The organism is Candidatus Woesearchaeota archaeon, assembly GCA_018302225.1.
Lineage (GTDB): Archaea > Nanobdellota > Nanobdellia > SCGC-AAA011-G17 > JAGVZY01 > JAGVZY01.
In genome coordinates this window covers 1-21,503 of sequence record JAGVZY010000010.1, presented here as the reverse complement: position 1 = coordinate 21,503, position 21,503 = coordinate 1, and the positions used below count along the sequence as shown (strand labels likewise).

General features: G+C 30.2%; 34 protein-coding genes and 2 tRNA genes. 4 read left to right on the top strand and 32 right to left on the bottom strand.

Annotated elements, in window-relative coordinates; translation table 11 throughout:
- Window positions 1-17: 17 nt before the first annotated feature.
- Window positions 18-2,447, bottom strand: a complete 2,430-nt coding sequence (leuS, locus tag J4403_02175; GenBank protein MBS3166991.1) for a leucine--tRNA ligase — start codon at window positions 2,445-2,447, stop codon at window positions 18-20.
- 162 nt (window positions 2,448-2,609) lie between these two features.
- Here leuS and J4403_02170 point away from each other — a divergent pair.
- From J4403_02170 to J4403_02155, 4 genes are all read left to right on the top strand, one after another.
- A tRNA-Arg gene (locus J4403_02170) sits at window positions 2,610-2,733 on the top strand.
- Window position 2,734: 1 nt separating this feature from the next.
- Window positions 2,735-2,809: transfer RNA gene (locus J4403_02165), tRNA-Cys, on the top strand.
- A 9-nt stretch (window positions 2,810-2,818) separates the two neighbouring features.
- Complete coding sequence (locus J4403_02160) at window positions 2,819-3,223, top strand: N-acetylmuramoyl-L-alanine amidase (GenBank protein MBS3166990.1); 405 nt, start codon at window positions 2,819-2,821, stop codon at window positions 3,221-3,223.
- Between the two features lie 35 nt (window positions 3,224-3,258).
- Window positions 3,259-3,564 carry a hypothetical protein gene (locus tag J4403_02155; GenBank protein MBS3166989.1) on the top strand — a complete coding sequence of 102 codons (306 nt, stop codon included), beginning with the start codon at window positions 3,259-3,261 and terminating at the stop codon, window positions 3,562-3,564.
- On the opposite strand, the gene J4403_02150 is transcribed toward J4403_02155, so the two are convergent.
- From J4403_02150 to rplC, 31 genes are all read right to left on the bottom strand, one after another.
- On the bottom strand, window positions 3,565-4,899 hold the full coding sequence (locus J4403_02150; protein ID MBS3166988.1) for a hypothetical protein: 1,335 nt from the start codon (window positions 4,897-4,899) through the stop codon (window positions 3,565-3,567).
- Window positions 4,874-5,296, bottom strand: coding sequence for a prefoldin subunit alpha (pfdA, locus tag J4403_02145; GenBank protein ID MBS3166987.1), 423 nt, complete (start codon window positions 5,294-5,296; stop codon window positions 4,874-4,876). The genes J4403_02150 and pfdA overlap by 26 nt, the downstream gene beginning before the upstream one ends.
- Before the next feature lie 9 nt (window positions 5,297-5,305).
- Entirely contained in the window at window positions 5,306-5,983 is a 678-nt protein-coding gene (locus tag J4403_02140; GenBank protein MBS3166986.1) for a translation initiation factor IF-6, read from the bottom strand.
- Window positions 5,946-6,233: a 50S ribosomal protein L14e gene (locus J4403_02135; GenBank protein MBS3166985.1), complete on the bottom strand. Its 288-nt coding sequence runs from the start codon at window positions 6,231-6,233 to the stop codon at window positions 5,946-5,948. Before J4403_02135 ends, J4403_02140 begins: the two co-directional genes overlap by 38 nt.
- A gap of 144 nt (window positions 6,234-6,377) precedes the next feature.
- The gene (locus J4403_02130) at window positions 6,378-6,623 is read right to left on the bottom strand and encodes a 50S ribosomal protein L34e (GenBank protein MBS3166984.1); all 246 of its coding nucleotides are present in this window, start codon (window positions 6,621-6,623) and stop codon (window positions 6,378-6,380) included.
- A 102-nt stretch (window positions 6,624-6,725) separates the two neighbouring features.
- Window positions 6,726-7,166 carry a DUF106 domain-containing protein gene (locus tag J4403_02125; GenBank protein ID MBS3166983.1) on the bottom strand — a complete coding sequence of 147 codons (441 nt, stop codon included), beginning with the start codon at window positions 7,164-7,166 and terminating at the stop codon, window positions 6,726-6,728.
- A 51-nt stretch (window positions 7,167-7,217) separates the two neighbouring features.
- The gene (secY, locus tag J4403_02120) at window positions 7,218-8,675 is read right to left on the bottom strand and encodes a preprotein translocase subunit SecY (GenBank protein ID MBS3166982.1); all 1,458 of its coding nucleotides are present in this window, start codon (window positions 8,673-8,675) and stop codon (window positions 7,218-7,220) included.
- Window positions 8,662-9,102, bottom strand: a complete 441-nt coding sequence (locus tag J4403_02115) for an uL15 family ribosomal protein (protein MBS3166981.1) — start codon at window positions 9,100-9,102, stop codon at window positions 8,662-8,664. The genes secY and J4403_02115 overlap by 14 nt, the downstream gene beginning before the upstream one ends.
- A gap of 10 nt (window positions 9,103-9,112) precedes the next feature.
- Window positions 9,113-9,586 (bottom strand): 50S ribosomal protein L30, encoded by a 474-nt coding sequence (locus J4403_02110; GenBank protein ID MBS3166980.1) that lies wholly within the window; start codon window positions 9,584-9,586, stop codon window positions 9,113-9,115.
- Complete coding sequence (locus tag J4403_02105) at window positions 9,587-10,300, bottom strand: 30S ribosomal protein S5 (protein MBS3166979.1); 714 nt, start codon at window positions 10,298-10,300, stop codon at window positions 9,587-9,589.
- A gap of 50 nt (window positions 10,301-10,350) precedes the next feature.
- Window positions 10,351-10,875: a 50S ribosomal protein L18 gene (locus J4403_02100; GenBank protein ID MBS3166978.1), complete on the bottom strand. Its 525-nt coding sequence runs from the start codon at window positions 10,873-10,875 to the stop codon at window positions 10,351-10,353.
- A gap of 44 nt (window positions 10,876-10,919) precedes the next feature.
- Complete coding sequence (locus J4403_02095; GenBank protein MBS3166977.1) at window positions 10,920-11,462, bottom strand: 50S ribosomal protein L19e; 543 nt, start codon at window positions 11,460-11,462, stop codon at window positions 10,920-10,922.
- 95 nt (window positions 11,463-11,557) lie between these two features.
- Window positions 11,558-12,160, bottom strand: coding sequence for a hypothetical protein (locus J4403_02090; protein ID MBS3166976.1), 603 nt, complete (start codon window positions 12,158-12,160; stop codon window positions 11,558-11,560).
- Window positions 12,157-12,705, bottom strand: coding sequence for a 50S ribosomal protein L6 (locus J4403_02085; protein ID MBS3166975.1), 549 nt, complete (start codon window positions 12,703-12,705; stop codon window positions 12,157-12,159). Before J4403_02085 ends, J4403_02090 begins: the two co-directional genes overlap by 4 nt.
- A gap of 1 nt (window position 12,706) precedes the next feature.
- Window positions 12,707-13,099, bottom strand: a complete 393-nt coding sequence (locus J4403_02080) for a 30S ribosomal protein S8 (protein MBS3166974.1) — start codon at window positions 13,097-13,099, stop codon at window positions 12,707-12,709.
- 16 nt (window positions 13,100-13,115) lie between these two features.
- The gene (locus tag J4403_02075) at window positions 13,116-13,289 is read right to left on the bottom strand and encodes a 30S ribosomal protein S14 (GenBank protein MBS3166973.1); all 174 of its coding nucleotides are present in this window, start codon (window positions 13,287-13,289) and stop codon (window positions 13,116-13,118) included.
- Window positions 13,290-13,358: 69 nt separating this feature from the next.
- Entirely contained in the window at window positions 13,359-13,862 is a 504-nt protein-coding gene (locus J4403_02070; GenBank protein MBS3166972.1) for a 50S ribosomal protein L5, read from the bottom strand.
- On the bottom strand, window positions 13,859-14,635 hold the full coding sequence (locus tag J4403_02065; protein MBS3166971.1) for a 30S ribosomal protein S4e: 777 nt from the start codon (window positions 14,633-14,635) through the stop codon (window positions 13,859-13,861). Before J4403_02065 ends, J4403_02070 begins: the two co-directional genes overlap by 4 nt.
- A 12-nt stretch (window positions 14,636-14,647) precedes the next feature.
- Window positions 14,648-15,043, bottom strand: coding sequence for a 50S ribosomal protein L24 (gene rplX, locus J4403_02060; GenBank protein MBS3166970.1), 396 nt, complete (start codon window positions 15,041-15,043; stop codon window positions 14,648-14,650).
- Between the two features lies 1 nt (window position 15,044).
- Window positions 15,045-15,446 carry a 50S ribosomal protein L14 gene (locus J4403_02055; GenBank protein MBS3166969.1) on the bottom strand — a complete coding sequence of 134 codons (402 nt, stop codon included), beginning with the start codon at window positions 15,444-15,446 and terminating at the stop codon, window positions 15,045-15,047.
- Complete coding sequence (locus J4403_02050; GenBank protein MBS3166968.1) at window positions 15,443-15,775, bottom strand: 30S ribosomal protein S17; 333 nt, start codon at window positions 15,773-15,775, stop codon at window positions 15,443-15,445. Before J4403_02050 ends, J4403_02055 begins: the two co-directional genes overlap by 4 nt.
- Window positions 15,772-16,026: a ribonuclease P protein subunit gene (locus J4403_02045; GenBank protein ID MBS3166967.1), complete on the bottom strand. Its 255-nt coding sequence runs from the start codon at window positions 16,024-16,026 to the stop codon at window positions 15,772-15,774. The genes J4403_02050 and J4403_02045 overlap by 4 nt, the downstream gene beginning before the upstream one ends.
- A complete protein-coding gene (locus tag J4403_02040) occupies window positions 16,023-16,334 on the bottom strand; it encodes a translation initiation factor (protein ID MBS3166966.1) in 312 nt (103 codons plus the stop codon). The genes J4403_02045 and J4403_02040 overlap by 4 nt, the downstream gene beginning before the upstream one ends.
- A complete protein-coding gene (rpmC, locus tag J4403_02035; GenBank protein MBS3166965.1) occupies window positions 16,331-16,546 on the bottom strand; it encodes a 50S ribosomal protein L29 in 216 nt (71 codons plus the stop codon). Before rpmC ends, J4403_02040 begins: the two co-directional genes overlap by 4 nt.
- Window positions 16,543-17,331, bottom strand: a complete 789-nt coding sequence (locus J4403_02030; GenBank protein ID MBS3166964.1) for a 30S ribosomal protein S3 — start codon at window positions 17,329-17,331, stop codon at window positions 16,543-16,545. The genes rpmC and J4403_02030 overlap by 4 nt, the downstream gene beginning before the upstream one ends.
- Window positions 17,328-17,768 (bottom strand): 50S ribosomal protein L22, encoded by a 441-nt coding sequence (gene rplV, locus J4403_02025; GenBank protein MBS3166963.1) that lies wholly within the window; start codon window positions 17,766-17,768, stop codon window positions 17,328-17,330. Before rplV ends, J4403_02030 begins: the two co-directional genes overlap by 4 nt.
- 2 nt (window positions 17,769-17,770) lie before the next feature.
- Window positions 17,771-18,172, bottom strand: coding sequence for a 30S ribosomal protein S19 (locus J4403_02020; GenBank protein MBS3166962.1), 402 nt, complete (start codon window positions 18,170-18,172; stop codon window positions 17,771-17,773).
- Window positions 18,173-18,174: 2 nt separating this feature from the next.
- Window positions 18,175-18,891 carry a 50S ribosomal protein L2 gene (locus tag J4403_02015; protein ID MBS3166961.1) on the bottom strand — a complete coding sequence of 239 codons (717 nt, stop codon included), beginning with the start codon at window positions 18,889-18,891 and terminating at the stop codon, window positions 18,175-18,177.
- Between the two features lies 1 nt (window position 18,892).
- Complete coding sequence (locus J4403_02010) at window positions 18,893-19,177, bottom strand: 50S ribosomal protein L23 (GenBank protein ID MBS3166960.1); 285 nt, start codon at window positions 19,175-19,177, stop codon at window positions 18,893-18,895.
- Window position 19,178: 1 nt separating this feature from the next.
- Window positions 19,179-19,988: a 50S ribosomal protein L4 gene (rpl4p, locus tag J4403_02005; protein ID MBS3166959.1), complete on the bottom strand. Its 810-nt coding sequence runs from the start codon at window positions 19,986-19,988 to the stop codon at window positions 19,179-19,181.
- A 1-nt stretch (window position 19,989) separates the two neighbouring features.
- A complete protein-coding gene (gene rplC / locus J4403_02000) occupies window positions 19,990-20,925 on the bottom strand; it encodes a 50S ribosomal protein L3 (GenBank protein ID MBS3166958.1) in 936 nt (311 codons plus the stop codon).
- Between the last annotated feature and the right edge of the window lie 578 nt (window positions 20,926-21,503).

Here is a 21,503-nt window from a genome sequence, read left to right as displayed (position 1 = left end):
TATAAAAATTTATGCTCTTACTCTAAGTAAATAGCAGGTTTGCCTAATTTGGCTTTATTTGCTTTGTTTTGAGGGTCATATTTATTTTTATCATTAACCGCAAAGAATTTGACTTCTAGGTTTAAACTTCTTTCAATTTGTTCTTTATGAGCTTCAAAAACTTCTTTTTCTTTTGGAATTAAATAGAAATAAACTTTTTTTGGTTGTATTTTAACTATTTTTAAGATATTTCTAACATCTTCTATTGTTTTTTCAATAATTTGTTCTTGTTGTTCAATATTATTATCTATTTTTTTAGCATCATATTTTGGCCAATCAGAGATTGAAATAAATCCTTTGTTACCTAATTTTTCCCAATATTCTTCAGTCAGGTGTGGACAAAATATACTTAATAATTTTAAATAATTATTTAGTTCTTGTTTTCCTATTTCTTTTTCAGATTCTAAAACCTCAAATAATTCTCTTAATTTGATTACTGCGAGGTTATATTTGAATTCTTCAATATCGGCAGTTATTTCTTTTATTGTTTTGTTTACTTTACTTTCAATCTTTTTACTAGATTTTCCAACTTTGATATTATCATAATATTCACAAACTTTGTTTAAAAATTTATATACGCTTTCTATGCCTGTTGTACTCCACGCAAAGTCTTTGTTAGGCATCGCAACTGAAACTAAGAATAATCTTAGCGAATCTGTTCCATATTTGGCGATAGTTATTGAAGGATCCACACCATTACCTGCAGATTTGCTCATAACAGAACCATCTTCTCCATGCAACATTCCTTGATTGAATAGTCTTGTAAAGGGCTCATCAAATTTAACATAACCCATATCTCTAAGTGCTTTTGTGAAAAATCTTGCATAGATTAAGTGCATACAAGCATGTTCTGCTCCACCTATATACTGATCAACAGTCATCCAGTAATTTACTTTGTTTTTATTAAAAGGTTCTTTTGTATTTAAAGTATCACAGAATCTTAAGAAATACCATGAAGAGTCAAAGAAAGTATCCATTGTGTCTGTTTCTCTTTTTGCAGAACCTTTACATTTAGGACATTTAGTATTAACAAAATCTTTGTTTGTTGCTAGAGGATTACCTTCGCCGAATTTAACTTTTTCAGGAAGTTTAATTGGAAGTTCATTGTATGGAATAGGGACTATCCCGCATTTTTTACAATATGTAACTGGAATTGGTGTTCCCCAGTATCTTTGTCTAGAAATTAACCAATCTCTAAATTTGTATTGTAAATCTTTTTTTCCTAATTTTTTGTTTTCTAAGTATTTAGTAATTTCTTGTTTAGCTTTTTCGTTATCTAAACCTGAGAATTTTTCAGAGTTGATTAAAATACCTTTTTCAGTATAAACTTGTTTTTTAATGTTTCCACCTTTGATTACTTCTTTAATTGGAATTTTATATTTTTTGGCAAAATCATAGTCTCTTGCATCATGTGCAGGAACAGCCATTACCATTCCAGAACCATAGTCTGCAATTACAAAGTTTCCTGCCCAAACTGGAACTTTTTCATTAGTTAAGGGATTAATAGCATAACTTCCAGTGAATGCCCCTTCTTTTTCTAATTCTTCTTCATTTAGAGTTTTTATTTTTTTTAAGAATGATTCAACTTCTTTTTTTTGTTTTTCAATAACTAATTCATTTAATCTAGGATGTTGTGCTGAAACAACCATAAAAGTTACACCGTAAATAGTGTCTGGACGTGTTGTAAAAATTGGCCAAGATTTATCATTTATTTTAAAATTTATTTCAGTACCATAGCTTTTTCCAATCCAATTCTTTTGCATTATTTTAATTCTATCTGGCCAGGCTAAGGAATCTACTTTATCTAATAATTCATCAGAATACTTTGTGGTTTTAATGAACCATTGTTCTAGATGTTTTTCTTGAACTAAAGTTTTTTGATGTCTCCAGCATTTTCCATCTTTAACTTGCTCGTTTGCTAGAACAGTATTACATTCAGGACACCAATTAACAGGAGCATTTTTTCTATAAACTAAACCTTTTTCCATAAATTTTAAGAAAAAATATTGATTCCACTTATAATAATCTTCATCACAAGTTTTTAACATTCTATCCCAATCATAACTTAATCCAAGTTCTTTTTGTTGTTTTGTGAAAGTATTTATTGAATCTTCAGTGAATTTTCTTGGATGTATTCCAACTTTAATTGCTGCATTTTCTGCAGGCAATCCAAATGCATCATAACCCATTGGATAAAGAACATTAAAATTGTTCATTCTTTTAAATCTAGAATAAATATCCCCAATAATATAATTAAATGCATGGCCCACGTGAAGACCACTGGCACTTGGATAAGGGAACATTTCTAAACAATAATATTTTTGTTTTTTAGAATCTTCTTTAATTTTGAAGATTTTAGATTCTTCCCATTTCTTTTGCCATTTTTTGTGAATTTTAATAATATCCATAGAATCTAAAAATAAGGTGAATTTATATAAATATATTGTTTTTTAATAAAAAACAATCTTAAATCAAGATTTAAGTATCGTTTAATCAAAGATTAAACGTATGTTTGCTGTGCAAACATTTCGGAAAACCTTATAAACTTATAACTTTAAAAACTAACTTATGGGCCTGTAGCGCAGCCTGGATAGCGCAACTGCCTTCTAAATAAACCTTTAGAAAAGGTTTATCATCCCAAATAAATGGGAGGAAGTAAGCAGTAGGTCGCAGGTTCAAATCCTGCCAGGCCCGTGGGCAGATAGCCGAATCCGGTTAAGGCATTCGCCTGCAGAGCGAAAGATTGGGGGTTCAAATCCCTCTCTGCCCTTTTTCTTATATGAGACAAATAAATAAGCTAATTATTCATCATTCTGGACATAAAGAATATACATTAGAAACTATAAGGCAACTTCATGTTCAAGAGTATAAATGGGAGGATATAGGTTATCATTATTTAATTGATCAAAAAGGAACTGTTTTTAGGGGTAGAGATGTTAAAAGTGTTGGTGCACATGCTTTGGGTTATAATCAAGATTCTATAGGTATTTGTCTGATTGCAAATTTGGATAAAGATAAATTGACTAAAGAGCAAGAAGATGCTCTAATTAAATTGTGTAAAGAGCTTGTCGAGAAGTATGATTTTGATAGTGAGAGTATTTTAACACATTCACAAATTTCTGAGAAATATTGTCCAGGAAAGAATTTTGACTTAGAAAGAATTAAAAGTTTAATTTTTAATTAAGAAAATTTATAAATTACCCTTAATTTAATAGATATATGATTGGAATAAGTGGTGCAGAAGTAGCAACAAATGCAACTGAATTGTTACAACAAGCTAACTTAGGCGATGCTGCAACAATTCTTGTACCCATAGCAGATAAATTACAAATGATTACAGACATCTTACAATTATTTTTGGGGGGTGTTTTTGGTGCTTATTTGTTATTTTTAATTTTGAAATGGCTTTCAGGAAAAAAACTAAACAAAAATATTAAAAATATTAAATTAGATATTGAAGAAATAAAAAAGGATCTTGAAATTATAAAGAAAAATACTCAGAAATCAAATAAAAAGAAAAAATAACTATTTTTTATTTTTTGCTTTTTTTTCAGTTTTCTTTTCTGGTTTGTTTTTGAAAGTTCTTAATTTTCTTGTAACATTACTCATTGGGTTTTTTATATTTTTACAGAAATTATTGGGAATGCATAATCCTAGATCTTTGTAAATAGAATTTGTACAATTTGGTGGAAGTATATTTTTCTTTTGATGCTTGTGCCAATTTATTTGTCCGAGTAAGTAAGTTTCTCTTAGGGGTTCTGGATTTTTTGTATTCCATTCTTTTAATTCTTTTTCTATATCTTCATAGTTCCAACCTGCGCTTCTTATAAAATTAAGCAAAATGAATAAAAACCTCTTTTTACCGTCTTTTAAACCCCTTTCTAAGGGTATTTTTATACAATTGGGGAATAGCTCTTTTGGAATTGCTCTTTCAAATTTCTCAAAAGTTAATTCCTTAGTTTTTTCAGAAATATTTAGTAAGGGTAAAGTATGTTTGCTGTGCCAATCATAAGCTGTAATAATAAATGCTTTAGCTTCATTTTTAATTGTGTCTTTGTCATCTAAAAAAGGAATTATTTCTTTTATATTTTCGGGTTTGGCATCACTTAATTTAAAATCTTTTAAACAACCTTTTTTTATTGGAATACTAACTAAACCCGATTTTTCATTAAAAGAATAAACTCCTCTAAACAAATGCCTTGAAGAAATTAAAACAGTATCTAATTCTATAATTGAGAATGGATTAAATTCACCTTTTTCATCAAGAAGCTGTTTTATTTCAATGTTTAAAGATTTTGCAATTTCTTCTTTTGTACTCATTTTTAGAATTTCCTTACTTAGATAAGGTTTTATTAAATGTTTTAAATATGCTGCAATTACCCTTGGTCCATCAGGAAATAATAATTTTGTATTTAGGCCATTAACTTCATTTGGAAATGCTTTGTAAGGTACAGCGAGATGAAAACCTTTGTTTCCAGAGAATTTAACAGAATAATTTTCTATTCCATAAGATTCAAATGCTTGGACTATTAATTCTGCAGTTTTTCGAGCATATTCAATGAATTTAGTATCTATATCAATTAGTAAATCCCAACCTAGTCTGTTTTTATCTAGCTCATTTTTAGTCATTCCTGCTTTTAATTGTTCAGGATCATTCCAATGTTCTTCAGAAAAATGAAAAGAAGTTGCACCTTTTTTTGCTAGTTGAAGAACATCTCCTTTAAATTGGATTGTATCTGGTCTTTTTCCAGGTTGATCATTAAACCAAACTTGAATTTCTCTATCTTTAGCTAATCTTGTAATCTCCTCTTGTATATCTTTTCTAGAGTAAAATTCAAGAATCTTTTTTTGATTTAGCACTATGAGAGATTATATAATTTTCGAGTTCTGTAAATCTTTTTATTTTTTCAAGGAAAGTATTGTTTAGTTGTTTTTTTATTAGTTCCAATTCAGATTTTTGTTCTTGAAGCATTTTTCTGACTTCAAGGGTAGACATTTCTTTTGTGATATTTGAACCAATATTAACTATAAATTTTTCTGAGTCTTTTAAATTTGCTTTGATAAAGATTCCTCCTGCTAGAGGAACTAATATTTCTTCATTTTTTGAATTTTTAATTTCATTTAAACTATTAAGAATTGTTTCTATTTCAAGGCCTTGTTCATTAAAGAAAGCAATTTGTTGCTGTAGTTGCTGAACTTCTTGAGTTAGGACTTGATATTCATAATACATTTCTTGTTCATTCGATTTATTTTCCATTTTATTTCTTTAGTTGTTTTCAAAACCCAGAGCACTCGTTAAACGCATTATTTCATAACCTGTAGTGTGGGTTCCAACAACTGCCCCATTTGAATTTACTAATGTTCCTGAGCGTACATAAGGACTACCGAAATTAATACTTCCTATTTCTACTTTTAGATTGAAGAAGCTTGAGATTTTTTTAAGATCTTTTTCATCAGCATTATTATATAATAAGATTCCATGTTTGTTTATTGCTGCACATGAACCTATAGACAAATGTTCGTTGAATTTTGTTTCTTCTATTTTAAAACCACATTTTTTTATTTCATCTGCAATATCTTTCATGAGTGGACTGTATAAACATTTTTTTCCATAAATAATTAAATTATTTCCTAATGCGTTGTATTTTGTCTTTAAAATAATTACTTGGACATTAAGCTTTTTCATTTGAGTTTTAAGAAATTCTATTTCTGTTTTTCTTGCAACTTCTGGGATGAATAATACTTCTTCATTACCATTACAAAAAACTCCGATGAGAGAAGAATTGTATATATCTGCTTGAACAATAGGTACATTAAGAGTCTTTTGAATTTCATCTATTTCTTTCTTATTAAAATCCTTGCCTAACAGACAGTACTTATCTGTTGCGAACCCATACAATCCAATATTAGGATTTCTTTCCAGACTTAGTTTTGCTATTTGCATTTTTTATTATTTTTTGTTTTTTAATTTTTATTAATTCTTGTTTTTCTAAAAGTTTTAGAATTTCTTCTTTAGAAGTATTCTTATCTGCTTTAATTTTTACATTTATCGGTTCTAGATGTTTTATATTACATTTTTTTCTTCTTGTTTCGCCATCTATAGTTACATAATTTTTGTCTATAACTTCAAGAATTACACAACAACCACCAGCATCTCTACCAGCTATTTTATAACAAACTTGTCCTGTCTCCATTTTATTTCCTCCTATTTGTAAAATCCCCTTGCTTGTCACCAAGCAAGATTCAGCTTTGTATATAAAGTGACATAATCTATTAGATGTCCCCTTATAACTAGTAAACAATTTTATTAAATCATTTACTATAACAGTAAGAGATTACTATTTATTCATTATTTTTTCTTTTAATGCATTTCTACTGCATTCTGAACATAACATTCCACCAAAGATTCTTTGAGGTCTTTTTTTAGTTTTTGAAGTAGTTTTCAACATTCTTGAGAATGTATGTGGGACTCCAATTAATACTTTTCCACAAGATGCACAATGTGGTTTATTTGGTTTTTTGTTTAATTTGTGTATTTTTGTATATTTTGCAGCTTTTTTTGTAATTTTTCTTATGCCTTTCATTTTTTCTCCAAAAAATGAATGTTAAACAAGTTTAACCCTTCATTTTAACCTATTTATTAACATAAACCTAAGGTTTATAAATTAAACCTTTGTTTTTTAATATTAATAAATTTTAAGTATTTTTCTAAATGCTGTGCTTGCTACGAATGAAATAATAATGTAAACCCAAATCCAATTGTCTATAAAACCTAAAAAGTTTAAGGGTGTGCCGGTATAATAATTTCTAAGCCAGCCATAAACAATTAACATAGGAATTAATGTTATTAAACTGCCTTTGAAAGAATGACCCATATACTTTAAATTTATTTCAGTCATTTTGGCTTGGACTTCCATCATCTTTTTTGGATTTCCTTTAAGCTCTTTCATTTCTTTTTGTAATGATTTTATTTCATCTTTCAAATCTTTCAACAATTTTTGTTTAGTTGTGTATTTGTAGATTATTGTAACCACAAATGTTAAGATTATTGAAAGAACAATTAAACCATAAAGTTTTCCAATTAACATAAATGGATAAAATATTGTATTAAAAAAATTATCTAGCATATTTACATACCTCTTTTTTTGAATTGTTTTTTTAACTAATTTATTTTTAATTTACTTACCCATCATTTTTCTTAATGCTGGATACATATCCATCATATGTTCTTTTGCAATGGATTCATATAAATTGTAAATAATCATAACTGTAAGTAAAATACCTGTACCTCTACTTAATGCACCCATTAAATCTGCGGCTGATGCTAAAAATCCTACAGTCAATGCACCCATAATTGTTAAAGGCAGAATATATCTTGAAAGTAAATGTTCTACAACTCTTTCATCTCTTCTAAATCCAGGAATTTGTAAACCTGATGAAAGAATGTTTGATGCTTGTGATTGTGCATCCATTCCAGATGTTTGAACCCAGAATAATGAGAAAACTACTGCACCTATCATCATAAATAATGTAAATATTATAACTTGTAAAATCATATTTCCAGTAATTCCACCTTGTTGAATTATTGCTCTTAATATATCTGGAGCACTTAACCAATAAACCAATCCTGATTGTGGTGTGCTTCCTGAGAATTGTCCTAAGACATGTTTAGATAAGAAAACTAAAAATCCTGTGCTTGCAGTTAGAGATTTTTGAAGCAAGTTTGCCATTAATTGAACATTTGCCATTAATGCTGCAGTAAGTATAACTGGGATGTTTGAAGTGTACATAAATCTTAGGGGCCATCTTACACCATGACCACGTACTCTTCCGAATGATAAAGGAATTTCAACTTTCATTGCCTGGGCATATACAGACATTAAGAATACTATAATTGTTGCGACAATCGCTGATAATGCTAAGATTGCTTCTTTTGAGTTTGGATTTATCAAAGAGCCTATTAAGACCCAAACTTTTCCTGTTGGTGCTAAACCACTTGAACTAAATATAGAACCAAATGTCGCTCCTGTTGCTCCAACTGCAAAAGGTGAGAATGCTCCTATAAATATTTGTGCAGAAACATTTGCTGCAATAAATAATGAGATACCACTTCCGAATCCCCACTTACTAATGATTTGATCTAGATAAAGTACAACTATACCACCAATTATTAATTGTAATACTAATAAGAATTGATAAAATCTATATTGGCCTATACTCAAAGTTGAAGCTGGTGCAAGTCCGCCCATTAATATGTAGATTAATGCTTCAAAGACTATAAAGAATAATGATAATAATTTTTGTAAACCTTCATATTTTTGTCTTCCTTCGGGTGTGTGAGTATCTAATTTTAATATTCCTGCACCTTTTAATAATTGTAAGACAATAGAACCTGTAACAATAGGTCCAATACCTAATGAAAGAACACTACCAAAACTTGCACCAAGTAAAAGGGATAACATCTCGAAATGTTCAAGATTGTTTTTTCCCATTCCGTAAAGTGGAAGTACTGATAAAATAAAGAATGCAACAAGAACTATTAGAGTCCATTTAAGTTTCTCATTAAACGGAAGTCTTTTCTGTGCAGGACCTTTGATTTCTGGTAAATTTTTGTTTACTATTTCAAGAAGCGACAACTTCTCCACCTATCTTTTTTATTTTTTCTAATGCGCTGTTTGAAGTTTCTTTTACTACTATTTTAAGTTTTGTTTTTAGTTCTCCCTTTGATAGCAATTTTCCATAACCTAGTTCTGTTAAATTAAGAGTATTATCTTTTATTTTATCTTCTTTGGTCCATTTTTCAAGGTGATTTTGTATTTGTGCTAAATTAATAACTTCAGGTTTTTTAATTCCGCCTCTTCTTCTAAAACCGTGCTTTCCAAAATAATTATTTAATCCCACTTCGACTATGATACTTTGTTTTTTATGGTCTGCTCTTTTTCCAGTTCCAGCCATTCCTCTTCCACCTCTATGGCCTGCTCCTCTATGCTTCTTTTTTGAGCCCCAACCATGAGAGTTTCTTCCACGTTGTCTTACGTTTTTCTTTCTTTTGTTGATTGTCATTTTTTTACCTTTATAACATTCTTTTTAGTAAATCATTAACTTTATTTGTTCTATAACCTAAAACTCCGCCTTGAGCAAATGGTTTTTTGATTCCGCCTTTTTCAAAACCTTTTACTGGTGGTTTTAGTCTGAAAAATAATCTCATTCCAGGTAAGTCTGATAATTTTGCTTTGTTTTCAAATATTTTGTCTGAAAATTCTTTAAGAGAAATTTTTAATTTTTCTTTAACATAAGAATCTGTAACTTGCTTGTTGCCTGGAAGTCTTGCTCTTTTTTCTAATAATAAATGAAGAGCTTCTTTGTCTAATTCTCCCCAAGTAATGTAATCTTTTGCATTGATAAGCATGTTAACAATACTAGGTGTTGAATCTAGAATTACTGCATAGTTTTTGTTATACAATCTTAGCATTTTCATAGTATCTACTACTGGTTTTCTTACACCAAGATCTCCTCTTATCCTTATAACGACTAATTTTGTATGCATTTATATTTCCTTTTCTTCAATTCCAAGTTTTGTTTTTTGTCCTGCTCTAAGTTTCATTTTTGAAAGATTTTTCAAAGCATCAAAGCAAGCATAAATAAAATTTATTTTTGTTGTTGTTTGTCCAAATGTTTGTGAATATATATCTTTAATTCCTGCATGAGTAAGTATTTTTTTAAGTTCTTTTTCAATACATAAACCAGTTCCTTTTGGAGCAGGTATTAATGCAACTTCAACTGAACCACATTTTCCTTCGACTCTATAAGGTACTGAGTGAGGTAGTTTACAACCACACTCCCATGAACCACAACCTTTGACTACTTTAATTAAATTTACTTTAGCATTTCTGATTGCTTTTTCTCTTGCAGGAACAGTTTCTTTTGCTTTTCCAAATCCTAAACCTATATGGCCCTCTTTATCTCCTACTAAAGCCATTGCAGCAAAACTAGGACGGTTTCCTTCTTTTGTTTTTTTCTGAGTTTGTCTCCAAATACTTCTTTTTCCACCACCGAATTTACCTTTGGATTGTCCAAATAATAATAAATCATGTTCTAAGTTTGGTAAAAGAGCGTCAACAATTTCAGCTTCCATAATATTGAGGCCATTGTTTAAAATATAATCAATATCTTTTATTTCTTTAGCTTTAACTTGTTTTCCCAAGGCAGTCTTAGGTTTCCAATTATCAAAATCAAATGGTTTTTTTGTTTCTATACCCATTCTGATATCTGTATCTTGCTTTTTCCTATACTTTTTGTCTCTTCCTACCATTAATAACCACCCTTTATTTTCTCTATTGAATTAGGCATATCGATTTTTCCGTGTTTTTTGTAATTTGAAAACATCTTTTCTGAAGCGAGGCTTGAATAGTGTTCTATTGTTTTTCCAAATAATTTGTTTTTATCTTCAAATGCAATTTCTACACCTTGAACTTTTACACCTGCGTCAATTACACCTTGTAGGGCTGCATAGATTTTTGAAAGTTTAGTTGGTTTTCTTAAACCTGCATCTAATATTACTTCTTTTCCTTTGTAATTTTTACCACATAAATATCCTGCAAGATATGCAGCAGGTATATTTTTAGTATTATAATTCCAGCCAAGTTTTTTCAATTTAATTGATGAGAAACTTGTTTTGATTAAATCTCCTTTTGGAGAGTATTCTACAATTTGTATAATTATATTGTTTAGAGTTTTTCTTACAACTAACCTAGGTTTTCCAGATTTTAAAAGAGCTAGTCTTTGTTTGTAATCTGTTTTTCCTTGCCTTTTCCTTCTAAAATATATTGTCTTCATTTAAATCTCCGATTTAAATAACCCTAAATTTGTAAATTTTGGTTTCATTTTTCAGTTTTTTTCTTTTTTTGAGTATTAGTTTTGTTGTCTTTTTTAGTTTCTAAATCTGGTTTTTTTAACATTTCTTCTGGAATGTCTTTTTTTCCTACTAAATTATGTTCTTCTAGGAAGACTTTTATGTGTCTTTTACTTCTAAAGAACCCACCTTTTGCTTTTTGTCTTAGCATGTGGTAAACTTTTGAGCTGATTAGTTCTTTTTCTTTTAGTTCATTAAGGAATTTTCTTTGAAGTCTTATTCTAAACATCCAAGTAAGTTTTCTAGGTGTTCTTGCAAACTTCTTTCCTTTTCTTGAACCATGGCCTTTTTGTCTTCCTTTTGATTTTTGAATTGCGCTTTTTCTTGCTCTTGCTCTAGATTGCATGTTTTGGTGTTTTTCTGAGATTGCACCTTGTTTTGCAAGTTTTCTTATGTCTCCTCTAGTAATTGCTTCTTTAATCTCTGATAGAGCAGACTCGTCAAACTTAACTCTTGACTTTCCTTTATTCAAGATTTTTGCAGCAATCCTTTTTTGTGTTGATAGTTTCATTTTTTTTTGAAAAATGATCATAAACCCACGGTTTATGTTTCATTCAAATTCTCCGAATTTTAATGATTGTCAAACAAGTTTGACATTTCATAGTATTATGCTTTTTGAGGTCCAGTTACAGTTCTGTGTTGCGGACTTTTTTGTTTTTCTGGTACACCTACTTCTTTTGGATGAATCTTTTCTTTTTGTTCGGTCATCTTTTTTGTTTCTTCAAGTTCTTCTTTTTTAATTTCCTCTTTAGTTTCTTTTTTTTCTTCTTTTTCTTCTTTTTCTTCAAGCTCTTTTTTAGTCTTTTCTTTTTCTTCTTTCTTCTTCTCAGTTTCTTGTTTTCTTTTCTCGAATTTTTCTCTCTTTTCAATTAAATACTTTTGAATATCATTTATTCCTACTATTTTGAATTGTTTTGCTTTTTCTAAGATTTGTAGTCTCTTTTTTGTTCCTACTGTTGATGCAATTTCAATAATATTCTTTTTTGAATCAAGTTTTTCTAAGTCAGAGATATTAAATACTCTTACTTTTATTAAACCCTTAATTTTTCCAAAGTTTTCTGAACTTGAACCAAAACCTGGTGAAGGCCATTTTGCATGTCCTTTTCTGTGTAATCTTCTCTTGTTGTGAAGTCCTCTAGGTCTTCTCCAACCTAAGTGAAGTCTCTTTAATTTGTTTGCTTCGTCCCTTTTAAAATTGCCTGAGGTCATTCTAGTTTTTTACCTGCTTTTTCATAAATATAAATTCCATCTTGGAATACTCTTCTATCTTTATCTCTTATTTGTGCAGCTAATTCAATATTGGATGCAGTTTGTCCAACTAATTCAATATCATTGCCTTCTAAAGTAATTATATTAGCTTCAACCTTTGCTTTTACACCTTCTAAGATTCTTGCTTTTCTTGGATGTCTTTCACCAAGATAATTTTTGATTATAATATCATTTCCTTGAACTACTACGGACATAGGGAAATGACTTGAACATATTTTTAATCTGTAAGTATAACCATTTTTAACACCTTCAATCATATTTCTTATGTGTGCACATAAGGTTCCTAATTGCATTTTTTCAGTTCTTTTTGCGTTTTTTAATATAAATTTTAATTGATTTTGTGATCTTTCTGAAGTGATTTCTTTGCTTAGCAATCTTTTTTTCATTTCTCCTTTTGGACCTTTTACAGTTACAAAGGGTGTTTGAACTATTAATTCTATCCCTTGTGGAATTTCAATTTTTCTTTCAACTTTTTCTATTCTCATTTTAGTAAATATAAGCGATTAATCTTCCTCCAAGTTTTTTCTCTTTTGCAGTTTCATGTAACATTAATCCTTTAGGTGTTGAAACTATTAAATATCCAAAATTATTTGAAGGTAAGAATCTTTTTTCGTATTTTTCGTATTCATCTTTTTTAACAGAGAATCTTGGTTTTATGACTCCACACTTGTTTATTTTTCCAATTAAATTGATTTTTAAAGATTCTCCTTTTGTGCTCTTAATTACTTCAAAAGTTCCGATATAACCTTTTTCATTTATTAAAGTTAATATTTCTTTTAGTAAATTTGAAGATACTCTTAGGTAGCATTCTGACTTTCCTATTCTCTCGTAATTTAAAATCATAGAGAGTGCATTTGCGATTGGATCGTTTAGTGTCATTTTTTAAAATCTCAATTTAGTTATATTTTCTAAACCCTAATGATTGAGCTACCCCCCTGAAACATTGTCTGCATAATCTTATTCCATATTTACTTATGTGGGCTGCAGTCCTTCCACATCTCCTACATTTTTTTGAAGATCTTCCTTGCCCTCTATTTAGCGGAGTATTATGTTTAATATATTTCTTCATAATTGTAGGTTTACTTTTGAGTTGAGTAAACATTTTTTTGTAATTGGATGTTGTCATTTTTGTATCACCTTATTCGACTGTAACTCCGAATTTATTTTTCATATAATTGATAGCATCTTCTGAAGTTATTTTATGTGTTTTTCCTACTCTTGTAGTTCTTATTGCCCTTTTTTTAACTCTGTAACCTCTTCTTTCAAGAGTTACTGAACATTCTAGACCAATAATACCTACATCTACATCATATTTTGCACCAGGTATATCAATATATTCTGGAATACCGAATGAAATAGTTTCGTTTGTGAATTTTTGGAGCGCTATTCTTTTATCAATAGCAACTAATAATCTTGATAACATTTCTTCTGCTTTTTTTCCTCTAAGTGTAACCTTACATCCAATAGGTAGACCTATTCTTAATCCCCAACCCGGTATTCTTTTCTTTGATTTTGTTTGGACTACTTTAGCGTCTGCAAGATTTTGAAGTAGTTTTGCAGCTTTTTCTAACTTCTCTCCCGCTTGTCCAACACCTATGTTAAGGGTTATTTTCTCTATCCTTATTTCTTTCATTGGATTCATTTCTTAGTTTCTTTTTTAGGTTTTTTTTCTATAATTTTTTCAGTTTCTTTTGGAACTGTTTCTAATTCCTCTGAAACTTTTTCAACTATTTTTTCAGTTGAACTCATAGAATCTTCTACAACAAAAGCATATTTTTTAAGAGTTTGATATTTTTCTTTTCCATAACTAAATAATATTCTTGGTTCTTCTGAACCCACAGTTTCAATTTCTTGTTCAAGTTTTCCGAACATTCCTACATGTTTTCCTGCCGTCAAGAAAATTGTTGCACCTTTTTCGAATTTTATGTGTTTGATTATTTTTTTGTCTTTTACAAAAATACTATCCCCTGTTTTGTAATTATCTTTGTCTATGATTAGATTTGTTCCATCATAAAGATTTAGTTGTAATTTTTTTCCTTTGATCCATGATTTGTTTACAATCTTGGAAGGTTTTAGATCCAATTTTGTAGGAACTGCAACTATTCTCCCTTTGTGATTAAATAAAATTATAAATTTTGAATGGGCAATTTCAATTATATCCATAAAACCTACTGGGAATTTTAATTCTTGGATTAATTTTCCATTTACTTTGATTTTTGAATCTGTGCTAATATTTTTTGATTCTTTAGTTGTTTGTGTAAGTCTTAAAACCTCTTTTAATAATGAATTTAAAGAGATTGAAGTTTGAAGATTATGGGGGCCTGAATTAGGTCTAGTAATCCATTTACCTATACTTTTTCTTTGAATTGCCCATGTTTTTGGAGCATACATTCTTTTAAGATGTTTTCTTACCATTTTTTGTGCCTCTTATTTTTTCTCCTTAGATGTGAATTTTTTCATTCTTCTTTTGTCGTCTAAATTTAATTCTATAATCATTAAGTTTGAAGGTTGTAAACCTACTTGTGCTTTTGCACCTGCTCTTTTTATTAAGTCAATATTTTCAGCATAGACTTTTCTTCTTTTGTAATTTACTCTTGAAACTCTTCCCTCTTTTTTTGCGAATTCTCCTCTCATAACTTTTATTTTGTCGCCTTTTCTTACAAGGATATTTCTTGTTGAATATTTTTTTCTCAAATCTTTTGATAGATGCACTGACATGAATTTTTTAACAACATGTTTAGGTGCATTCTTTGAATATCTTCTTTGTTTAACTGGACGTTTACTCGCTTTCCAATGTCCAGACCATTTTTTTGTTTTTAACATTTTATATTACCGCACTTGCAACTTTTGCTATTGGCGGCCATCTTTCAGCAACTTCTTTTGCAATTGCTCCTTTGAATATTGTTCCTTTAGGTGTTCCCATATCATCTTTTACTATAACTGCAGCATTGTCTTCAAATACAATTCTTACACCATCTGGTCTTTTGTATTCTTTTCTTTGTCTTACAATAATTGCTTGAACTATTTGCTTTCTCATTGCAGGTAATCCTTTTTTAACTGTAGCAGTAACAAAATCACCAACGCCTGCTAGAGCTCTTCTTCTCTTAACAGATCTATATCCTTTGACTGAGATTATCTGAATAATTTTAGCACCTGAGTTATCACAAGTTTCTACATTTGCTCCAACTGGTAGAGATTTCGTGATATTTGCCTTCATTCCTTTCATTTTTTAAATACCTCAATGATTATGAAATTCTTTGTTTTACTTATTGGACGTGATTCCATAAGTTTTACTTTATCTCCTTCTTTTACTATAAGGCAATCAGGAACATGGGCAGAGATTTTGGTTCTTGTTCTTTCGAATCTTTCATATTTTTTTACTTTGATCCAGTCATCCCATTGTACAACTGCAGTTTTGTGAGCTTTTGCAGATTTAACTGTACCTTCGAATATTCTTCCGTGTAGAGTTATTTCTCCGTGAAATGGGCAATGTTTATCATTGCATTCTTTTTCTGGTTGTTTAACTTCAACACCAATGTTTCTTGTCTTTGTCATTTTGATACCTTCTTGACTTTTTTGAGTCTATCTTCAGGCCTTAGGGTTATTTGATTTCCTTCAATTGTTTCGCCTGAGTTTGTGAGTATGAATGTGATTTGTTCTTTTATGAGTTTTTTATTGTCGATTGTAAGTATATTTTTTGTTTCGTCTGTAATTTTGCCTTCTATGCCTATGAGTTTCTTGTTTTTTGCATCAATCACCTTTGCATTTTTGCCAATTAGTTCGTGCATCAAAAGCTTTTTGTTCATTGCTTCACCTCTATACTTTCTGGTGAAAACCCAAGCTTTATCAACTCTTGCTTAACGATCTTGACATGGTTTCCTTGTAGTTCGATTTTACCATCTTTCATGGTACCGCCACAAGCTAACATTGTCTTAAGCTTCTTTGTGAGTTCTTTTAAGTCAATTTCTTTGCTATCAATGCCTTCAACCATAGTCGAAATTTTACCGAATCTTTTCTTTTCGATTTTGACTATTATTTTCTGGCCTTCTTTCGCAATTGACTCACAGACGCAAAGATCTTTTGGCAATCCGCAGGTCGAGCATATTTCGCTCATGCCTTTTTATTCCTAACCTCCTTTTCCTCTTTTTTAGTATGAATTAACATTTTTAGCCTTGCAATTTCTTTTCTAACTTTTCTAACATTACCTGGATTTTCAATGGGCGCATTAACTGCTCTAGCCATATTGATTTTCATCATTTCTTTTTTTAACTCTTCAAGTTTTGATTTTAAATCTTCAGGTTTTAAATTTTTAATATCCCTCTTCATTCTTTAACCTCTTCAGTTGTTTCAGCAGGTTTTTCTTCTACTTTTACTTCTGGTTTAATTTCGTGAGGTTTTTGAGTATGTTTTTTTTCTGATTTTTTTCTTTGTGGTTTTTTCTTTTCTTCTTTTTCTTTGGCAGCTTCTATTCTTGCAGCTTCAGATTTGTTTTCTGCATTTTGAGCATCAGCTGCTTCTCTGATATACATCTTATCAGGAAGTATAATATCTGGTGTCATGATAACAACTTTGATACCAATAGTTCCACTTCTTAGATTAACTGTTGTTAATCCTTTTGAAACTTGATTTTGTGAAATGTCTCCACTTTTTTTCAAGTATCCATCCATGAATTTCCAACTTTTTGCTCTTGAGCTTGGAAGTCCTCTCCCTGAAATTGTAATTTCTGCACCTAAAGCATCAGCATCTATAATTTGTTGTAATATTTTATAGCCAACAGATTTGAAACGCATAGCACCATATCTCTCTAATGTAAATGCAATTCTTTCAGCAACTAATTGGGCATCGAATAAAGGATTTGTTACCTCACCGATTTCTATTTGAGGATTATCCATATTGAATTTCCTTTTTAATATATCAGTTAATTTTTTTATATTTGCACCTTTTCTTCCAACAACTAAACCAGGTCTTGAAGTATAGACTATAACTTTATCTCCTAATGGAGTTCTTTGAATTTCTGTTCTAGTATAACCTGTTGTGGTTAATTCTCTTGAAATAAACTCTTGAACTTCAAAATCTCTTATTTTTTGTGCAAGTATTTTTCTTTCTTTCATTTTTTATTTGCCTCTTTTTTTGGCTTTTCTTTCATTTCTGAAACTTCTATGAATAGATGTGTTTTTTTCATAAGTCTACTTCTTTTTCTTCCGTAGTGCCATGCTTTTCCAGCGTTGTTAGGAATTACAGTTATAATTTTTAATTCTCCAACTAAACCTTTGTTTCTTGCATTGGCTTCAACACTTTCAATTAATTCCATGAAATGTTCTATTGCTTTTAGAGGATATCTTCCTCCAGCCATTTTTCCTGGTTTATGTGAAAGGTCGTGATTATATCTTTTGTAAGGTATGGCCTCTTTTTGTGCAAGGACATTTGCAAGTCTTTTTTTTGCTTTTTCTGTAGACTTTCCTTTTATGAAGTTTGCAATTTCAACTGAATGCTTTAGCGAAATAGGTAGGCTAGTTCCTCTTGCAGTTGCAGTTTTATTTTCAGTCATTTTTATTTCCTTGTAGCTGAAGCTGTACTAGATTTTGTAGCACCTACACCTGGAGCTGAGTGATGTATTTCTCTTCTTGTTTGGATAAATTCACCAAGATAATGTCCAAGCATTTCTAAAGTTATAATAACTGGTTCGTAGGTTTTACCATTGTGAACATTAATTGTCATACCAATCATTTCTGGAATAATTACTAAATCTCTGTTTTGAGTTTTTAGAGGTTTTTTATATTTTCCATCTTTTGCTTTTTTCATTTTTATTAAGAAGAGTTTTTGTTGTTCAGTGAATCCTCTTTTTAATGTTCTTCTTATTCTTGATGGCGCTATTTCAGCAAATTCCTTTAGACTCATTTTTTTAAGTTCATCTAGTGTTTTTCCATAAAATGTAAATTCTTTTTGTGCCATTGTTACTTGCCTCTTCCTGTTTTTCTTGGTCTTAATAATCCAACCTTTCTACCTGGTGGAGCAAATTTAGGTGCTATGGATGATGCTCTGCCACCAAATTTAGGACCATGTCTTCCTGAACCAAATGGATGGTCTGTTGCATTCATTGCACCAGCTCTTACTCTTGGATATAATTTATTTCTTGCTTTCTTTGCATAGAATGCATGTCCAGCAGTTAAGATTGGTTTTTCTTTTCTTCCACCACCAGCTAAAATTCCAATGGTTGCTTTGCATTCTGGATGAAATATTTTTTGTTTTTTTGAAGGAAGTTTTACAAGAATTCCTTTTTCGAGTTTATTCAATAATTTTGCAGATGTTCCTGCTGCTCTTACTAATCTTCCACCATCACCAGGGTCACATTCAATATTGAAAATATCGGTTCCTTCTGGAATATTTTTTAATGAAATAACATTACCTGGTTTGATTTCTTTATTATTATAATATACATCTTGCCCAACATAAATTCCTAATGGTGCAAAAATATATCCTTCTTTGTTGTTCTCATATTTTACTTTCGCTATAGGTGATGAGTGTGCAGCACAATGTGTTAAATCAACAATTCTACCTTTTAATTCTAGGTTTGAATTAATATATTTAACATCACTAGTATAATGATGACCAGGAGATCTATATCTAGGACCACCTTTTCCTCTTGCCTGTTGTATAATTCTTTTACCCATTTTACATCATACCTAGTTTAGTAGCAATATCAATAGCTGGATTTTCAGGAGCTAATCTTATATAAGCTCTTTTAGTTCCTTTTGGTGTTATCATTGTTGTAACTTTTGCAACTTTAACATTAAACATTTGTTCAAATGCTGATTTAATTTGTGCTTTGTTTGCTTTGAAATAAACATTGAATACCATTTTATTTTCTGAAGTAATTAATCTTACAGATTTTTCAGTCTGTAATGGACTAATTAAAATACTGTATGGATCAAATTTTGGATTTTTTTCTTTAGTCATTTTACAAGTATAATTTTGATTTTGCAATTTCTTCTATTGCTGCTTTTGTGAATAAAGTTGCTCTACCTGCGTGTGAACCTGGTGCAAGTAATTGCGCATTTAATGCATTTGCTTTACAAACATCAATTCCTGGAAGATTTTCAGCTGCTTTTCTTATTTTAGTATCATTGCTTACAACAATAAGTAAACCTTTTCTTTTTTTGTAAGGTCTTCCTCTTGCTTTTCCTCTTCCCGCTCTGATAGTTTTTATTTTAGCTCTTTCAAATTCTTTTTCAAATCCTAATTTAACTAAAACATTTTCAACTTCTTTAGTTTTGTTTAAGTTTTCAAAAGAATTATCAATTACGAATGGATATTTTTCAGGAATATTATGTCCTCTTGCTTGTACAACATCTTTTAATAATACTGCACTTAATGCTGATCTTAATGCTTTCTTTTTTTCTTTTTTATTTATTTTTAATTCCCAGTTTTTTTCTGCTTTTGGTGGGTGTGCTCTTCTACCACCAACAATACCTGGTGAGAATGCTGCTTGCCATCCAAATTGAGTACCTCTTCTCCAGAATACTTTTCTTTGTACTCTTGAAAGACTGTGACCATAAGAACCTCTATAATTACTTCTTCTCTTTGAAAGTTTAGAAGAAGGTCTTTTACCTGCTTCAGGGAATGCACCATATTTTTGTCTTAATCTAGAAACTAATTCGTAGAATGCTCTCTTAATTAAATTAGGTCTATAATCTTCTTCAAATTGAATAGGCATTTCTATACTTGAACTTTCATTTCCTTGTAGATCTAAAACTTTTAATTTTGTCATTTTAATTTAAAATCTTTTTAACCTCTGGTGTTTGTATCATTTTTTTAGTTGGTCTGATAGCGTGTAATAATGTGATTACTCTTTTTGATGCACCTGCTATTGAACCTTTGACAATTAAATAATCTGATTTGACATTTCCGTAGTGTTTGAATCCTGCTTTTGGATTTACTTCAGTTGGTTTGTTTCCAATTTTTAATATTAATTTATTGTATTCTGTTCTTTGATGATAACCCATTGTACCTGCGTAAGGAACAGTCCACATTTGTCTTGTGTGCCAAGCACCAAGTGATGCAACTCCTCTTTTTGTTTTTTCTGCTTTGTGTGATCTTATAGATACACCGAATCTTTTTACAGCACCTTGGAAACCTTTTCCTTTAGTAACTGCGTGAATATCAACTAATTGTCCTTCTTTGAAAACATCTGATAATTTAATTTCTTTTAGTTTCTTTGCTTCTTCAACAAAGTCTTTTGCGATTTTTATTTCAAAAATTTCTGGTTTCTTTTTGAATGGTGGCTGAGTATAAACTTGTAACATTGCATAATCGTAATCTGCTATTTTATTTTCTTTTGATTTCTTTTTTTGAATGTCAATTTTTCTAGAAAGTTCTTTGTGTGGGTTGTCTAATCTTTCTTCACCAATTACTCTTGCTGCTTGGGAGAAAGGGTCAGAATCACGTTGGTAATAACGAATAGAAATAGGTTTTAAATGAGGGCATTCAATCACAGTTGCAGGATAAACAATTTGCATGCCTTTTGTTATATGATTAGAATTGTCTTTTGCTAATAATCTTATCATTCCGACCTTATAACCTGCGAAACCGAAGATTTTGAATGCGTTGGATTTGTTCCAAGATCTTATGAAAGCATATGAACGTTTAGCCCTCTTTCTAGGCCAAACTTGCATTGTTCCTCTTCTTGGTCTTACCCTTTTACCCATTTTATGTCCTGATTTTTGAACGTGAAATTTGTATTAAAAATACTAAAATTTCACCTTTTTTTGTGAAATTTGGTGTGTTCAAGAACAAAGTTCTTGACACACGTTTAAATGTGTTTTAGGTGATTTCTAGCCAATTTTGACTAATTTTATGATTTCCAGACTTTTGACCACTAAAACTTCACTTTTTGTGAATTTTGGTGCATCAAAAACTAAGAGTTTTCAATGTAGTCTGAAAAGCTTCAAATGTGTTAAATTACCTTATTAAGGCTTATATTAAGCTTATAACCAAAACCATATCCTTTTCAGGATTTATGGTTCCCAATTGCAACATTCCCGTTGCTACCTTCCTTTTCTATGTTTTTTGTGCTATTTTTAGACATTAAGAAGGTCCAAATACCCAAAAATCACATTTTCGGGCTAAGTTTTCAATTATTAACATCTTTTGAGAACTCAGCTAATTTATAAATGTTACGAAAAGGGGCTTTGGTGCAACCCTCTTGATAAGAACAAAAAATAATATTGCATTCTGTCAATATTATGGGCAATTAACTTGCTTATAAGTTCGACTTTCTGAGTTG

Bases quoted from the DNA above. Each gene is read 5' to 3' on its own strand.
- leuS (MBS3166991.1), bottom strand. From the start codon at position 2,447: ATGGATATTATTAAAATTCACAAAAAATGGCAAAAGAAATGGGAAGAA.
- J4403_02160 (MBS3166990.1), top strand. From the start codon at position 2,819: ATGAGACAAATAAATAAGCTAATTATTCATCATTCTGGACATAAAGAA.
- J4403_02155 (MBS3166989.1), top strand. From the start codon at position 3,259: ATGATTGGAATAAGTGGTGCAGAAGTAGCAACAAATGCAACTGAATTG.
- pfdA (MBS3166987.1), bottom strand. From the start codon at position 5,296: ATGGAAAATAAATCGAATGAACAAGAAATGTATTATGAATATCAAGTC.
- J4403_02140 (MBS3166986.1), bottom strand. From the start codon at position 5,983: ATGCAAATAGCAAAACTAAGTCTGGAAAGAAATCCTAATATTGGATTG.
- J4403_02135 (MBS3166985.1), bottom strand. From the start codon at position 6,233: ATGGAGACAGGACAAGTTTGTTATAAAATAGCTGGTAGAGATGCTGGT.
- J4403_02130 (MBS3166984.1), bottom strand. From the start codon at position 6,623: ATGAAAGGCATAAGAAAAATTACAAAAAAAGCTGCAAAATATACAAAA.
- J4403_02125 (MBS3166983.1), bottom strand. From the start codon at position 7,166: ATGCTAGATAATTTTTTTAATACAATATTTTATCCATTTATGTTAATT.
- J4403_02115 (MBS3166981.1), bottom strand. From the start codon at position 9,102: ATGACAATCAACAAAAGAAAGAAAAACGTAAGACAACGTGGAAGAAAC.
- J4403_02110 (MBS3166980.1), bottom strand. From the start codon at position 9,586: ATGCATACAAAATTAGTCGTTATAAGGATAAGAGGAGATCTTGGTGTA.
- J4403_02105 (MBS3166979.1), bottom strand. From the start codon at position 10,300: ATGGGTATAGAAACAAAAAAACCATTTGATTTTGATAATTGGAAACCT.
- J4403_02100 (MBS3166978.1), bottom strand. From the start codon at position 10,875: ATGAAGACAATATATTTTAGAAGGAAAAGGCAAGGAAAAACAGATTAC.
- J4403_02095 (MBS3166977.1), bottom strand. From the start codon at position 11,462: ATGAAACTATCAACACAAAAAAGGATTGCTGCAAAAATCTTGAATAAA.
- J4403_02090 (MBS3166976.1), bottom strand. From the start codon at position 12,160: ATGACCTCAGGCAATTTTAAAAGGGACGAAGCAAACAAATTAAAGAGA.
- J4403_02085 (MBS3166975.1), bottom strand. From the start codon at position 12,705: ATGAGAATAGAAAAAGTTGAAAGAAAAATTGAAATTCCACAAGGGATA.
- J4403_02080 (MBS3166974.1), bottom strand. From the start codon at position 13,099: ATGACACTAAACGATCCAATCGCAAATGCACTCTCTATGATTTTAAAT.
- J4403_02075 (MBS3166973.1), bottom strand. From the start codon at position 13,289: ATGAAGAAATATATTAAACATAATACTCCGCTAAATAGAGGGCAAGGA.
- J4403_02070 (MBS3166972.1), bottom strand. From the start codon at position 13,862: ATGAATCCAATGAAAGAAATAAGGATAGAGAAAATAACCCTTAACATA.
- J4403_02065 (MBS3166971.1), bottom strand. From the start codon at position 14,635: ATGGTAAGAAAACATCTTAAAAGAATGTATGCTCCAAAAACATGGGCA.
- rplX (MBS3166970.1), bottom strand. From the start codon at position 15,043: ATGTTAAAAACAAAAAAATGGTCTGGACATTGGAAAGCGAGTAAACGT.
- J4403_02055 (MBS3166969.1), bottom strand. From the start codon at position 15,446: ATGAAAGGAATGAAGGCAAATATCACGAAATCTCTACCAGTTGGAGCA.
- J4403_02050 (MBS3166968.1), bottom strand. From the start codon at position 15,775: ATGACAAAGACAAGAAACATTGGTGTTGAAGTTAAACAACCAGAAAAA.
- J4403_02045 (MBS3166967.1), bottom strand. From the start codon at position 16,026: ATGAACAAAAAGCTTTTGATGCACGAACTAATTGGCAAAAATGCAAAG.
- J4403_02040 (MBS3166966.1), bottom strand. From the start codon at position 16,334: ATGAGCGAAATATGCTCGACCTGCGGATTGCCAAAAGATCTTTGCGTC.
- rpmC (MBS3166965.1), bottom strand. From the start codon at position 16,546: ATGAAGAGGGATATTAAAAATTTAAAACCTGAAGATTTAAAATCAAAA.
- J4403_02030 (MBS3166964.1), bottom strand. From the start codon at position 17,331: ATGAAAGAAAGAAAAATACTTGCACAAAAAATAAGAGATTTTGAAGTT.
- rplV (MBS3166963.1), bottom strand. From the start codon at position 17,768: ATGACTGAAAATAAAACTGCAACTGCAAGAGGAACTAGCCTACCTATT.
- J4403_02020 (MBS3166962.1), bottom strand. From the start codon at position 18,172: ATGGCACAAAAAGAATTTACATTTTATGGAAAAACACTAGATGAACTT.
- J4403_02015 (MBS3166961.1), bottom strand. From the start codon at position 18,891: ATGGGTAAAAGAATTATACAACAGGCAAGAGGAAAAGGTGGTCCTAGA.
- J4403_02010 (MBS3166960.1), bottom strand. From the start codon at position 19,177: ATGACTAAAGAAAAAAATCCAAAATTTGATCCATACAGTATTTTAATT.
- rpl4p (MBS3166959.1), bottom strand. From the start codon at position 19,988: ATGACAAAATTAAAAGTTTTAGATCTACAAGGAAATGAAAGTTCAAGT.
- rplC (MBS3166958.1), bottom strand. From the start codon at position 20,925: ATGGGTAAAAGGGTAAGACCAAGAAGAGGAACAATGCAAGTTTGGCCT.